This window comes from Streptomyces fumanus, assembly GCF_014655295.1.
Lineage (GTDB): Bacteria > Actinomycetota > Actinomycetes > Streptomycetales > Streptomycetaceae > Streptomyces > Streptomyces fumanus.
Genome location: NZ_BNBI01000003.1, coordinates 328,619 through 342,403 on the forward strand (window position 1 = coordinate 328,619; position 13,785 = coordinate 342,403).

Sequence of the window (13,785 nt, forward strand, 5' to 3'; positions counted from 1 at the left end):
GCGGGGCGGCGCGGCCTCAGCCGGTGCAGGCGTCGGTGGCGGGGCCGGGTGCCCCGAACCACCGCGGGAGGTGCTGGAGCAGATCCCGTCGGGAGTCGCCGACCCAGGCCACGTGGCCGTCCGGGCGGAGCAGTACGGCGGGGGCGTCCAGTTCCTCGGCGGTGTCGGTCACGTGGTCGACCCGGTCGGCCCAGCCCGTCACCGAGAGCCCGCCGGTCCGGTCGAGGAGCAGGCCGCGGCCGTGCCGCATCCGCGCGTAGAGGCGGCCGTGTCCGAGGGTCAGGTCGCGGAGCCGGCGGCCCAGGAGTGCGTGGCCCGCGCCGAAGTCGTAGCGGACGGCGATGCCGGTGATCTTCTCGATCAGGTGGCGGTTGACGTTCTCGTACTCGGCCAGTTCCGCCATCAGGCGGCGCAGGGCGCGGGGACCCGGCTCGGTGGACATCAGCTCCATCTGCGCGCGGGTGGTGGTGAGCACGTCGGCGGCCACCGGGTGCCGTTCGGTGTGGTACGTGTCCAGCAGACCGTCCGGTGCCCGACCCGCCACCTGCGCGGCCAGCTTCCAGCCCAGGTTGAAGGCGTCCTGGAGGCCGAGGTTGAGGCCCTGCCCGCCGGCCGGCGGGTGGACGTGGGCGGCGTCGCCGGCGAGCAGCACCCGGCCGACCCGGTACCGCTCGGCCAGCCGGGTCGCGTCGCCGAACCGGGCGAGCCGGCGCGGCGAGTGCGCGCCGAAGTCGGTGCCGGCGAACGCCCGCAGCCGGCGCCTGACCTCGTCCAGGGTCGGCGGGGTCGTCCGGTCCTCGGCCACTCCGTCGGCGGGCACCACGACGCGGTACAGTCCGTCGCCCTCGGGGATGACGCCGAACAGCAACTGGGTCTTGCGGACCTCGGCGACCACGGCGGCCACCGTCTCCCGGTCCGCGGTCAGCTCCACGTCCGCCAGCAGCGTCTCGACCTTGCTGGGCTCGCCGGGGAAGCCGACGCCGAGCAAGGTGCGGACCGTGCTGCGGCCGCCGTCGCAGCCGACCAGGTAGCGGGAGCGCAGCCGTGTGCCGTCGGCCAGGGCGACGCTCACCCCGTGGTCGTCCTGCTCCAGTCCCACCACCTCGTGGCCGCGCCGGATCTCGGCGCCGAGTGCGGTCGCGTGCTCGGTGAGCAGCCGCTCGGTGACCGGTTGCGGGACGGCGAGGACGTACGCGTGGGCGCTGTCCAGGTCGGACGGCCAGGAGCCGCTGAGACCGGCGAAGTAACCGCCGGCCGTGAACCGCCGGCCATGTGCCAGGAACCGGTCCAGCAGGCCGCGCTGGTCCAGTATCTCGATGCTGCGGATGTGCAGGCCGCGCGCCCGGGGTGCCTCGGACGGCTCGGTCTCCTTGTCCAGTACGAGCACCCGTACGCCGTGCAGACGGAGTTCGCCGGCCAGCATCAGGCCGGTCGGTCCGGCACCGGCAACGATCACGTCGATCATGGATACGCCCCTCCGCGGGTTCTGACCGGGGCGGTGATTGTGCGGCACGACGGGGGCCTTGCCGCAAGGTCCCCCGTGGGCTATACGTTGAGAGTGGCAAGGAGTGGGTGTCGGCCCTCCTTGCCTTTTCTCTTTCCCGCGTCTCTCTTCCCCGCGGTGGTCCACGGGCGATTGTCAGTGCCCGGTGGGAGTGTGGACAGCAACAGGATCCGTGGAAGGGAAACCACGCCATGATCACCACAGACTTCGCCCCCGGCTCGCCCTGTTGGCTCGACCTGGGCGCGCCCGATGTCCCGGCCGCCGCCGCGTTCTACGGCGCGGTGCTGGGCTGGGAGTTCGAGTCCATGGGCGGCAGCGAGGAAGCGGAAGGCGGGATGTTCCGCAAGGACGGCAAGATCGTCGCCGGGCTCGGCAAGCTCACCGAGGAGGGTGCCCGCCCCGCCTGGATGATCTACTACAGCGTCACCGACGCCGACGCCACCACCCGGGCCGTGGAGCAGGCGGGCGGCACGGTCCGGGTCGCGCCGACGGATCTGGACGGATGGGGCCGGATGGCACAGTTCAGCGATCCGCTGGGCGGTCAGTTCGCCGTGTGGCAGCCGGAGGCCAGCCGGGGCGTGGAGCTGGTCGACGCGCCCGGCTCGCTGAGCTGGACCGAGCTGTACACCAGCGACGCGGCGGCCGCGAAGGAGTTCTACGGCGGGGTGCTCGGCTGGCGGTTCTCCAACACGGAGCTGCCCGGCGGCGGGGGCACATACTCCCTGATCACGCCCGCCGGACTGGCCGAGGAGCGGATGCACGGGGGCGTCATGGAGGTCCCGAAGGAGGGCCTCGACCTGGCCGGCGGCCGTCCGTACTGGCATCCGGTCTTCGCCGTGCCCGACTGCGACGCCGCCCTCGCCCAGGTCACCGAGCATGGCGGCCGTGTGCAGATGGGTCCGGAGGACGCGGAGGGCGTCGGCCGCCTCGCCGTCTGCCTCGACCCGGCGGGCGCCGACTTCGTCCTTCTGACCCCGGCCGGGAGCTGACCCCTGGGCGGTCCGCTGCCGGCCGGACCGCCACCCCGCCCGGAACCGGACCCCGCCGGGTCCGCCCGGGGCAGGACTACTCCGGCGGCGCGGCGGTACCCGTGCGGTCGGCCCCGCGGCGGGACCACGACAGGTGGCAGCCCGGCGGGGCGGCCGGGACACTGAGGGGACGAGCTTGCAGACGGGCGGGTCATGAGCACCATCGAAGAGACGACCGAGATCGCGGTGCCGGTGCGCACCGCCTACAACCAGTGGACGCAGTTCGAGGTCTTCCCGCGGTTCATGTCCGCGGTGCGCAGCGTCGAGCAGGTCAGACCCGCCGTGACGCACTGGGTCGTCGGGGCCGGTCCGCTGCGCCACGAGTTCCGGACGGAGATCGTGGAGCAGCGGCCGGACGCGTACGTGGCCTGGCGGAGCCTGGACGGGCGGCACCGGGGCGAGGTGACGTTCCACGCCACGGCACCGGAGCGGACCTCGGTGACCGTGCGGATACGGACGGAGCGGCCCGGGCCCGTGAACCTGCTCGTCGGCGCGACGGGGCTCCCCGGGCGCCTCGTGCGGTCCGAGCTCGCGCACTTCAAGGAGTACATCGAGGGCCAGGGGGAAGAGAGCGGGGCCTGGCGGGGCAGGATCCGGGGCGGTCATGTCCAGCCGCCGCACCCGCACCCGCCCAAGCGCCGGGTTCCGCACTGGCCCGTCGGCTGACCCGCCGGGCCACGCACCCGACCCCCTGACCGGCTCAGGGGCTGCGCGACCCCGGCTGATCCACCTCCCGGAGAGCGAGAGAGACCCGTCTGATGCAGAAGCCACCGAGCGAAGAGGCCCCGGACCAGCTCACCGTGACCCCGCCCAAGAAGTGGGCGACGGGCGTGCCCGCGGTCGCGCACGCGCTGGAGTACTCGCTGGAGGAGACCTCGCCGCAGCGCGCCGGGGTGACGCTGCTGACCATGAACCAGGTCGACGGCATCGACTGCCCCGGCTGCGCCTGGGCCGACCCCGCCCCCGGCCACCGGCACCGCAACGAGTACTGCGAGAACGGCGCCAAGCACATCAACGACGAGGCGACCACCCGTCGTATCACCGCCGACTTCTTCCGCACCCACTCCGTGACGGACCTCGCGCAGCGGTCCGACCAGTGGCTGAACCAGCAGGGCCGGCTGACCGAGCCCATGGTCAAGCGGCCCGGCTCGGACCACTACGAGCCGATCTCCTGGCACGACGCCCTCGGACTGTTCGCCACGGAGCTGCGCGGACTGGACTCGCCCGACGAGGCGGTCTTCTACACCTCGGGCCGGGTCAGCAACGAGGCCGCGTTCATCCTCCAGTTGTTCGCGCGGGCGTTCGGCACCAACAACCTGCCCGACTGCAGCAACCTGTGCCACGAGTCCAGCGGCTTCGCCCTGCACGAGACCCTCGGCACCGGCAAGGGCACGGTGAGCCTGGAGGACCTGCACCACGCCGACCTGATCTTCGTGGTGGGGCAGAACCCGGGGTCGAACCACCCGCGCCAGCTCTCCGCGCTGGAGCAGGCCAAGCGCAACGGCGCCCGGATCATCGCGGTCAACCCGCTGCCCGAGGCGGGGCTGCTGCGGTTCAAGAACCCGCAGAAGCCGCGGGGGGTGATCGGACGCGGCGTACAGATCGCCGACCGGTTCCTGCACATCAAGATCGGCGGTGACCTGGCCCTGTTCCAGGGGCTGAACCGGCTGCTGCTGGAAGCGGAGGACGCCCGTCCGGGCACCGTCCTCGACCAGGACTTCATCCGGTCCAGCACCGCCGGTTTCGAGGAGTTCGCCCAGTACGCGCGGTCGGTCGCGTGGGAGGACATCGTCAGCGCCACCGGACTGACCCGCGAGAAGATCGAGTCGATCCGGGACGAGGTGCTGCGCAGCGACCGGGTGATCGTCTGCTGGGCCATGGGCGTGACCCAGCACAAGCACGGCGTGCCCACCGTCAGGGAGATCGTCAACTTCCTGCTGCTGCGCGGCAACGTCGGCCGGGCCGGCACCGGCGCCTGCCCGGTGCGCGGGCACAGCAATGTGCAGGGCGACCGCACCATGGGCATCTGGGAGCAGATGCCCGACACCTTCCTGGACGCGCTGAAGGAGGAGTTCGGCTTCGACCCGCCCCGCGCGCACGGGCTGGACTCGGTGAACTCGATCCGCGCCATGCGCGAGGGCCGGATCAAGGTCTTCCTCGGTGTCGCGGGCAACTTCGTGCGGGCCGCCCCCGACAGCGACGTCACCGAGGAGGCCATGCGGCGCTGCCGGCTCACCGCGCACATCTCCACCAAGCTCAACAGGTCGCACACCGTCTGCGGGGAGACGGCCCTGATCCTGCCGACGCTGGGCCGGACCGAGGTGGACATCCAGGCCACCGGTGAGCAGTTCGTCACCGTGGAGGACTCGATGAGCGAGGTGCACCTCTCGCGCGGCCGACTGAAGCCCGCCTCCCGGCTGCTGCTCAGCGAGGTGGCCATCCTGTGCAGGCTGGCCGACCGCACCCTGCAGGGGCGGCCCGCGATCCCCTGGGACCAGTTCGAGGCCGACTACGGGGCGATCCGGGACCGGATCTCCCGGATCGTGGTGGGACTGCACGACTTCAACCGGCGGGTGGTCCGTCCCGGCGGCATCCGGCTGCCGAACCCGGTCAACGAGGGCGCCTTCCACACGGCCGCGGGCAAGGCCCTGTTCACCCGGAACGACTGGCAGGCGCCGCGGGCGCCCGAGGGGCACCTGCTGCTCCAGACGCTGCGCTCGCACGACCAGTGGAACACCGTGCCGTACACCACGAACGACCGCTACCGGGGCATCCACGGAAGCCGCCGGGTGGTCCTGGTCAACCCGGACGACATCACGGACCTCGGACTGGCCGAGCGGCAGCGGGTGGACCTGGTGAGCGTGTGGTCGGACGGCACGGAGCGCCGCGCGCCGGGCTTCGAGGTGGTGCCGTACCCCAGTGCGCGCGGCTGCGCGGCGGCCTACTACCCGGAGACGAACGTGCTGGTGCCGCTGGACAGCGTGGCCGACATAAGCAACCAGCCGACGTCGAAGGGGCTGGTGGTCCGGCTGGAACCGGCGGGCACGGCGGCGGGCGACGGGGCACGGCCCTGACCCACCCGGATTGACGTGCGATTTTCGGGTCGACTAGGTTCTTCCGTGGCCGGGAGCAGGTGCCGGCCCGGAGACATGCCCAGCCGGTAGGCCGGCGCCCCGCGCCGCAAGCCCGGACCGAGTCGCCAGGACCGCTGCCGCGTCCGAGGCGGGGACATGTCCTTAACGGGAGCCCGTACGTCATGCGTCGCCATCGTGCCCTTCACGGTCCGTTCTCCGCCCTGCTCGGCGTCACCGCCCTGCTGCTGACAGCCTGTTCGGGGACCGCCCCGGACGACTCCCGGGACACCCGCGCGGTGACGCCGCCGCCGGTGGGCGCCGGGTTCGACTACCAGCTCGGCGGGCCCTACGCCCCGCCCGCCGGGGTGGAGGTCGTCGTCCGCGACCACACCGCGTCCCCCGCCCGGGGGCTCTACAACATCTGCTACGTCAACGCCTTCCAGGCCCAGCCGGACGCGGAGCGGGAGTGGGACACCGACCTGCTGCTCCGCGACGGCGACGGCGACGGCGACGGCGACGGCGACGGCAGTGGTGAAGGCGGCGGCGAGGTCGTCATGGACGAGGACTGGGGCGAGGCGCTGCTGGACATCGGCACCGCCGAGAAGCGGAAGCGGATCGCGGCCAGGGTGAACGGCTGGATCGACGACTGCGCCGCCAAGGGCTTCGACGCCGTCGAGCCCGACAACTACGACAGCTTCACCCGCGCCCCCGAGGGGCTGCTGAGCGCGGACGACGCCGAGGCGTTCCTCACGCTGCTCGCGGCGCACGCGCACGCCAGGGGCCTCGCCATCGGCCAGAAGAACACCGCGGAGCTCGCCCCGGACCGCGAGGAGGTCGGCCTCGACTTCGCCGTGGTGGAGGAGTGCGGCCGGTACCGGGAGTGCGGCGACTACACCGACGCGTTCGGCGACCACGTCCTGGTGATCGAGTACGACCGGCGGGGCCTGGAGCGGGCGTGCGAGGGCTGGGGCGACGACATCAGCGTCGTCCGCCGCGATTTGGACGTCCTGCCCGCCAGACGCCCCGGCCATGTGCGCGAGACCTGCGCCGACGTGTGAGGACCCGTCGTTCCGGCGCCGCGTGGTCCGTTCCGCCCCGATGACGTCACCGACGCGCTGTCACCGCGTCGACCACCTCGGGGTGTGGCGCGGGTGACGCCAGGTCACTTCCGGCGCAGGCGGTGCAGGGCGTACTGGGTGGGATCGAAGGCGGTGAGCTGGCGGCGCCAGGTGTCCCAGTCGGGGCCGACGGTGCCGCGGGCGGCGGCGACGATGCGGACCAGCGGCAGGTTGCGCTGTTCGCCGCCGTGGTCGGCGAGGCCGCGCGTCCCGGCGTCGGCGGCGTCGTCCCAGCGCTCCAGCGCGATGTGGGCGACCAGTTCGGCCTCGCAGCCGTCCTCGAAGAGGGCCTCGGCGAAGTGCCGGTCGGCGGGCAGGCCCCGGAAGCCGTAGAACGCGCGGCGGGCGGCCTCCACCTCCTCCAACGCCTCCTCGTACCGGCGGAGCGCGATCAGCAGCCAGGCGCGGTGGACGTGCGGTGCCCAGGCCCGCTCACCGGTCCGGTCGGTGACGGCCGCCAGCTCCGCGCGCAGCGCGTCCTCGTCGACCGGCAGCCGGCCGCGTCCCCGCGCGTAGAAGGGTTCGACCGGCTCCTCGGCGGGCTGGGGGCCGGCCGGTGCCTGCGGGCCGGACCCGAGCCGGGCCAGGTTCTCCCGGCCGTAGGCGACCGGGTCGAACGCGGCGAGTTCCTTCTCCGGGTCCGTCACCTCCTGCCAGACCATCACCGGTCCGAGGGTGCCGCGCCCCCAGCGGGCCAGCTCCCGCAGCCGTACGGTCTCCGGGTCCCGGCCGAGCAGGTCGATGCAGCGGTCGGCCGCCGTGTCCGCCGCCACCCACTCCCGCCGGGCGATACGGGCGGCACAGGTCACCAGCGTGGCCTCGCGCAGGATGCCGCGGAGCGCGCCGAGCGGGACGGTCCGGCCGGCCGCCTCCAGCCTCGCGGCCTCGGCGGCCGCCACGGCGGCGGCGAACCGGCCCATGGCCAGCAGCGACCAGGCTTCCCGTATCCGCAGCTCGCCGATGCGCCTGCGCACCGCGTCCAGTTCCCGTCGCAGTTCCTGGTCTTCCATCCCGCCTCCGCAGCCCGGGTCCGACAAGTCGCCCGCCGCGCCGGCGCGGCGGGGCCGCCGTCCGATCATGCCCGATCCGCCGCCGCGGCACCTCTACTTCAGGGCGGCGCCGATGATCCGGTCGGTGACCGGGTTGGACCCGGTGCCCTTGGCGTCGGTCGTGTTGACCGAGTACACCAGCGTGCGGCTGAGGTCGCGGGTCGCGGCGACGAGGGTGCTGTAGCCGTAGCGGGCACCCGACTTGCCCCAGAACACCTTCCCGCCGGTCTCGAGGCGCTGGAGGCCGGCGCTGTAGGTGGCGCCGTCGAGGCCCGGCGGGGTGGTGAACATCTCCTCCAACTGCGGTCCGGGCACGATCCGTCCCCGGAACAGGGCGGTGATCAGCCGCTCCAAGTCGGCGGTGGTGGAGATCATGTCGCCGGCCGCCCAGCGGTCCGCCTGGTTCCACTCGGTGACGTCGACCAGCTCGGTGGAGCCGTCGGGCCGTTGCACCGCCTGGTAGCCCCGGTTGTGCGGGCCGTGGATCCGGGGGTCGGTGCCCGGGAAGTACGTGTGGTCCATGCCGGCCGGGCGCAGCACGAGGCGGGTGGCGGTGGCGGCGTACGAGCGGCCGGTCACCTTCTCGATCAGCAGGCCGAGGATCGTGTAGTTGATGTTCAGGTAGTGCTGGTCCTCCCCCGGGCCGAACTCGGGGGTCTTCGCGAGCGCCGAGGCCACCACCTGGCGCGGGGAGAGGGTGTCGAAGCGGTGGGCGTACACCTCCTCGAAGGTGGTGCCGAGCCCGTCGCCGGGCTTGATGCCGCTGGTGTGGTCGAGCAACTGCCGTACGGTGATCGGCTTGTTCCAGGCGGGGGTGAACAGGTCGGGGAGGTAGCCCTGGATCGGCGCGTCCAGGTCGACGCGGCCCTGGGCGGCCAGCCGCAGCACGGTGGCGGCCGTGACGACCTTCGTGGTGGAGCCGGCCCGGAAGCGGGCGTTCGGGTCCGCCGCCCTGCCGTCGCGCAGATCGCGCACCCCCGCGCTGCCGCGCCAGGTGCCGTCGGTGCCGCCGACCCGGACCAGGGCGGCGGTGGCATCGGCGTTCGGCAGCCCGGCGAGGGCGGCACCCAGCGCGACCGGGTCGGGCCGGGCCGCGCGGTCCGGGGCGGCGGAGACGGCCGCGGCGGACGGTGCGGCGAGTGCCGGGGCGGCCAGGGGGCCGGCGGCGAGGGCCAGGACGAGGGAGGCGGCGAGGACAGGGGTACGGGCGCGCATCTGTTGCTCCAGGGTGTGGCGCGACGGGTGGTGTGATCATCCTCGGTGGGCCTCCCGGCCCGGGGGATCGTCGGCGGGGAGGAGCCGGACCCTGGGCGGCTCCCACGCGACATCCGGGTGAGCCACGGGAGTTGTCCGGGTTCTCCCCTACGGAGACCCGGTCGGCGCGGCGGGCCGGTCCCGGACCGGCGACGGCCGCCGTCCCTGGGTCGGCGTCGGACGGCGGCCGTCGGCGCGAGACCCGCGGAGCTCCCCTGTCCGTGGTGCCTCGCGCTGGACCGTCCTCGCGGCGCGTGGAGCGCGCGGGACCGCGCCCCCGTCTCCAGCGCCGCCGCGAGGACGAGGCCGGGGCCGGTGGATCGTTCGCGTGACACGGGCTCCGGCCGGCCTGGGCGGGCGGGTGCCGTGGCGAGGTCTGGGCCTCCGGCATGCCGTACGTAGTCGTCCCGCCCTACGGGACGAGTAGCCGATCTGACGGTGTGAAACCTCCGAATATGGCGACGGCATGACGAGCGCGGGACGGCGGTAGGCGGAACACGACGCGCCACACGGGACGGCCCGCGACACCCACGACGCTCGCGACGCCCACGACCGCCCGCGACGCCCACGACCGCCCGCGACGCCCGCGACCGCCCGCGACCGCCCGCGACCGCCCGCGACCGCCCACGACCGCCCGACGCGGTGATACGCGCGACCCGTCGCGCTTCCCCGCGTCGGGCCGGAGCGTGCCGCCGGGTTCATGCGCCCCCGTGAGCCCCGGTTGCTTCCCGGGCCCGGCTCCCCCGGGTTCACTCTCCGGACGGAGTGGCAAGGCTCGTCTCAGGCCGCAGGCGTGACCCGCGGTGCCGCCGCGACCGCGCCGTGAAGGACGGAGACGGACCCATGACCGCTCACCAGACCGCGTCGCTCCTCGTCGGCCTCGCCGTCATCGTGCTGCTGGCCCGATCGCTCGGCGCGCTGGCCCGGAGACTGGGCCAGCCCGCGGTGATAGGCGAAGTGCTCGCCGGGGTCGCGCTGGGCCCCACCCTGTTCGACGGCGTGGTCTCCGAGACGCTCTTTCCGGACACCGTGCGCCCGCTGCTCAGCGCGCTGGCCGCGGTCGGGGTCGCGGTGTTCATGTTCATCGTGGGCCTGGAGTGGGACGCCACTCTGGTGAGGGGCAGCGGGAACCTGGCCGCGACCGTCTCGCTCAGCTCGGTGCTGCTGCCCTTCGGGCTCGGCGCGACCCTGGCGCTCTATCTGATGGAGCGTCACGAGGCGGACGATCAACTGGCGTTCATGCTGTTCATGGGGATCGCCATGTCGATCACGGCCTTCCCGGTGCTGGCTCGGATCCTCACCGACCGGGGCATGGCCCGGACGCCGCTCGGCGTGGTCGCGCTGGCCTGTGCCTCCATCGACGACGTGCTCGCCTGGTCGCTGCTGGCCGCCGTGGTCGCCATCAGCGGCGCGGCCGGTCCCGAGCAGTGGCGCATCCTGCTCGCCCTCCCTTATCTGCTGGGGATGCTGTTCGTCCTGCGTCCCCTGCTGCGGCGGTTCGTCGCGCGCCGGGCCGGACTGCGGCTGACACCGACCGTGTTCGCCTGTGTGCTGGCGGGGCTGCTGCTCTCGGCCGCCGCCACCGAGTGGGTCGGCCTGCACTACATCTTCGGTGCCTTCCTCTTCGGCGTCGTCCTGCCGCGCGGCGGCACCGAGCCGCTCCGGGGCGAGGTGCACAACCGCCTCGGGCAGATGAGCGCCACCCTGCTCCTGCCGGTGTTCTTCCTGGTCACCGGCCTCCAGGTGGACCTCTCCGGGCTCGGTGCGGCCGGACTCGGCGATCTCGCGCTGATCCTGTTGGTGGCGGTCGGCGGCAAGTTCGCCGGCGCGTTCGCCGCCGCCCGGCTGCACCGGATGCCCGGCCGGCAGGCCGCCGCGCTCGCCACCTTGATGAACACCCGCGGCCTGACCGAACTCGTCGTACTGAACGTCGGACTCCAACTGCACATCCTGGGCGAGGAGTTGTATTCGCTCATGGTCGTCATGGCGGTGGTGACGACCGCGATGGCGGGCCCGCTGCTCACCTGGATCCTGGGCCGCCCGTCCGACACCGACACCGACACCACCGTGACCGGCCAGGCCCCCGAACCAGCGGTGGACCGGGCCGTGTGACTCAAGTGAACCGACCGGAATCGGCCGGGGTCGATCGGGGTCGATCGGGGTCAGTCGGCCCGCGGGCACCCGCCTCACCCCGGTGCCCCGTCGGGCAACCGCCTCACGCCGGATAGGGTTCGGTCTCGCGCGCCGTGCGAAGTGCCCGTGCCCACCAGGCGAGTTGCTCCAGCAGGGTCTTGGCGCGGGCCGGGGCCTCGGGGTCGAGGGGCCGGCCGTCCTGCCAGGCGGTGAAGTAGTTGGGGAAGGCCAGTCCGTCGCGGACGGTCACCGCGTGCAGTTCGGTGAGCACATTCTCCAGGTGCAGCACCGCGTGCCGGCCGCCGGCCGCGCCGCCGTAGCTGACGAAGGCGACGGGCTTGGCCGTCCACTGGGTGAAGTGCCAGTCGATGGCGGCCTTCAGCGAGGCGGGGTAACTGTGGTTGTACTCCGGGGTGACGACCACGAACGCGTCGGCGCCGTCGAGCGCCGAGGTCAGTGCCGCCATCCCGGCGGGGCGCGGGTAGTCGTCGCCGGCCGCCTTGGGCGACAGGGCGGGCAGGGTCAGCGGAATGTCGATGTCGGCCAGGTCGACGACCTCGACGTCGAAGCCGCCGTGCAGACGGGCCTGTTCGGCGACCCAGGAGGCCACCACCGGGCCGAACCGTCCCTCCCGGACGCTCCCCACCAGGATCACCAGCTTGTGCGTGTTCTTGTTCATGCCCCCACCCTGCGCTTCCGTCCCGGCGGCAACCAGACCGGCGTCAGGCTGGCCCCCGCAGGGCCAGGCTGGGCCCGGCGGACGGTGATCGGGCGGCGTAGAATGCCGGTATGGGGACGCCGTTGGGGGACTTCGTCCGAGCCAGACGTGACAGCACCCGGCCGGAGGTGCTGGGGCTGCCGGAGTACAGCCGCCGCAGGGCACCGGGGCTGCGGCGGTCGGATCTCGCGGCGCGGGCCGGGATCAGCGTGGAGTATCTGACGCGGATCGAGCAGGGCCGGGACCGCAACCCCTCGGCAGCGGTGGTGAACGCGCTGGCCGACGCCCTCGGCCTGGACGCAGCGGAACGCGACCACCTGCGCTACCTCGCGAAGATCACTGGCGGTGCCTGCCCGTCCCACACCCGGCCCGTGCCCGCGCCCCGCGACGTCCGCCCCGATGTCCGGCGGACCCTGCGGCTGCTGGAACCCGGCATCGCCGTGCTGACCAACCGGCTCGGCGACCTGCTCGCCCACACCAGCACGTTCGCCGCGCTGGTGGACGGGACCGGGCTGCTCGACGCGGACGCCCCGAACCTCACCCGGTACGTGTTCACGGACGCCCGCGCCCGGACGTTCTTCACCGACTGGGCGGACGTGGCCGACGAGGTGGCCTTCGACCTGTGGCGGGGCCCCTCCGTCGAGCACGCCGAGTGGCTCACCGCCGACCTCGCCACCCACGCCGGGCCCGACTTCACCCGGCGGCTGCACCGGCACGTGCTGCCCCGCCGTGGTGTCCTGCGCCTGAACCACCCGTCCGGGACGGGCCTGCGGCTGCACCGCGAGATCCTCGAACTCGCCGCCGACGGCCAGCAGTTGGTCGTCTACCTCCCGGCGGACGACAGCACGGCACAGGCCGTCGACGCGCTGCTGCGCCCGCGGCACGCCCCGCTCCGCGCCATCTCGTAGCCGGGCCGCCGTACCCGACGCCGAAGCCACCGGGCAGCCTCACCTCCCGGCGTCGTCCCCCCGCTCCCCCGCCAGGCGCCGGCCGACCCGGGCCGCCGTCTCCCGGAGCCAGATGTGCGCCGCGTCGTGGGTGTGCACCGGGTGCCACCACATGGCCTCCCGCAACGGCACGGCCTCGTACGGCGGCTCCAGTACGCGCACGGCGGCCAGCGGTGTCATCAGGTGGGCGAGCCGGGACTGGATCAGGGCGATCCGCCGGGTGCCGGCCACCAGCAGCGGCAGCAACTGGAAGCTGTCCACGGAGACTTCCACCCGCGGTTCGACGCCCAGCATCCCGAGCTGGCGTACGGCCGGCGCGTCGTAGGTGCGCTGGTAGGTGACCCAGGGCAGCTCGGCCAGGTTCCGCCGGGTGAGCCGGTCGCCGACGTCGGGGTGGTCGTCGGCGACGAGGAAGACCCAGCGGTCGCGGTACAGGTCGGTGGCGGGGAAGCCGCTGATCACCCCGTGCGGCATGAACAGGCCGTCGGTGGCGCTGAGCAGCGCCGAGGTGTCGTCGACGACGGTGGGCGGGCTCTGGGTGAAGCGCAGCCGGATGCCGGGGGCCTCCGCGTGCACGACCCGGGCGAGTTCGGCGCCGAAGACGGCCACGGCGTAATCGGAGGCGAGCAGCTTGAACTCGCGGCTCTCCCGCGCCGGGTCGAAGTCGGCCTGGCTGGCGAAGAGGCGTTCCAGCAGGTCGTAGGCGGTGGAGGTGCGGTCCAGGAGGACCTGGCCGAGGGCGGTGAGTTCGTAGTGGCCGCCGACCCGGGCCAGCAGGTCGTCGTCGAAGTGGCGGCGCAGCCGGGCGAGCGCCGCGCTCATCGCGGGCTGGCTGAGCCCGACGCGCTGCCCGGCGCGGGTGACGTTGCGTTCCTCCAGCAGGGCGCGGAGCGCGACGACGAGGTTGAGGTCCAGGCGGGCCAGGTTCACCGGGCTTCCCCTTGCTGTAACTCTCCGACC

General features: G+C 73.4%; 11 protein-coding genes. 6 read left to right on the forward strand and 5 right to left on the reverse strand.

The annotated features are described in order from the left end of the window. Window positions 1-16 precede the first annotated feature (16 nt). Window positions 17-1,465 carry a rifampin monooxygenase gene (gene rox, locus IE316_RS08585; RefSeq protein WP_190203556.1) on the reverse strand — a complete coding sequence of 483 codons (1,449 nt, stop codon included), beginning with the start codon at window positions 1,463-1,465 and terminating at the stop codon, window positions 17-19. A 230-nt stretch (window positions 1,466-1,695) separates the two neighbouring features. Between rox and IE316_RS08590 the strand changes: the two genes are divergently transcribed. The 4 genes from IE316_RS08590 to IE316_RS08605 all read left to right on the forward strand — a co-directional run bounded on the left by IE316_RS08590 (window position 1,696) and on the right by IE316_RS08605 (window position 6,664). Continuing rightward, a complete protein-coding gene (locus IE316_RS08590; RefSeq protein ID WP_190203557.1) occupies window positions 1,696-2,493 on the forward strand; it encodes a VOC family protein in 798 nt (265 codons plus the stop codon). A gap of 192 nt (window positions 2,494-2,685) precedes the next feature. After that, complete coding sequence (locus IE316_RS08595; RefSeq protein WP_190203558.1) at window positions 2,686-3,198, forward strand: SRPBCC family protein; 513 nt, start codon at window positions 2,686-2,688, stop codon at window positions 3,196-3,198. 92 nt (window positions 3,199-3,290) lie between these two features. Beyond that, a complete protein-coding gene (locus IE316_RS08600) occupies window positions 3,291-5,606 on the forward strand; it encodes an FdhF/YdeP family oxidoreductase (RefSeq protein ID WP_190203559.1) in 2,316 nt (771 codons plus the stop codon). A 182-nt stretch (window positions 5,607-5,788) separates the two neighbouring features. Beyond that, window positions 5,789-6,664 carry an endo alpha-1,4 polygalactosaminidase gene (locus tag IE316_RS08605; RefSeq protein ID WP_190203560.1) on the forward strand — a complete coding sequence of 292 codons (876 nt, stop codon included), beginning with the start codon at window positions 5,789-5,791 and terminating at the stop codon, window positions 6,662-6,664. Between the two features lie 104 nt (window positions 6,665-6,768). Here IE316_RS08605 and IE316_RS08610 read toward each other — a convergent pair whose 3' ends face one another. Both IE316_RS08610 and IE316_RS08615 read right to left on the reverse strand, forming a co-directional pair. Further along, window positions 6,769-7,734 carry a hypothetical protein gene (locus IE316_RS08610; RefSeq protein WP_190203561.1) on the reverse strand — a complete coding sequence of 322 codons (966 nt, stop codon included), beginning with the start codon at window positions 7,732-7,734 and terminating at the stop codon, window positions 6,769-6,771. Window positions 7,735-7,827: 93 nt separating this feature from the next. Next, on the reverse strand, window positions 7,828-8,988 hold the full coding sequence (locus IE316_RS08615; protein ID WP_190203562.1) for a serine hydrolase domain-containing protein: 1,161 nt from the start codon (window positions 8,986-8,988) through the stop codon (window positions 7,828-7,830). 882 nt (window positions 8,989-9,870) lie between these two features. Here IE316_RS08615 and IE316_RS08620 point away from each other — a divergent pair. After that, complete coding sequence (locus IE316_RS08620) at window positions 9,871-11,139, forward strand: cation:proton antiporter domain-containing protein (RefSeq protein WP_190203563.1); 1,269 nt, start codon at window positions 9,871-9,873, stop codon at window positions 11,137-11,139. A 103-nt stretch (window positions 11,140-11,242) separates the two neighbouring features. Here the strand turns inward: IE316_RS08620 and IE316_RS08625 are convergent, their stop codons facing one another. Continuing rightward, window positions 11,243-11,839: an NADPH-dependent FMN reductase gene (locus IE316_RS08625; RefSeq protein ID WP_190203564.1), complete on the reverse strand. Its 597-nt coding sequence runs from the start codon at window positions 11,837-11,839 to the stop codon at window positions 11,243-11,245. Between the two features lie 110 nt (window positions 11,840-11,949). On the opposite strand from IE316_RS08625, the gene IE316_RS08630 reads away from it, so the two are divergent. Further along, window positions 11,950-12,786: a helix-turn-helix domain-containing protein gene (locus IE316_RS08630; protein WP_190203565.1), complete on the forward strand. Its 837-nt coding sequence runs from the start codon at window positions 11,950-11,952 to the stop codon at window positions 12,784-12,786. A 39-nt stretch (window positions 12,787-12,825) separates the two neighbouring features. On the opposite strand, the gene IE316_RS08635 is transcribed toward IE316_RS08630, so the two are convergent. Next, window positions 12,826-13,755, reverse strand: coding sequence for a LysR family transcriptional regulator (locus tag IE316_RS08635; protein ID WP_190203566.1), 930 nt, complete (start codon window positions 13,753-13,755; stop codon window positions 12,826-12,828). Between the last annotated feature and the right edge of the window lie 30 nt (window positions 13,756-13,785).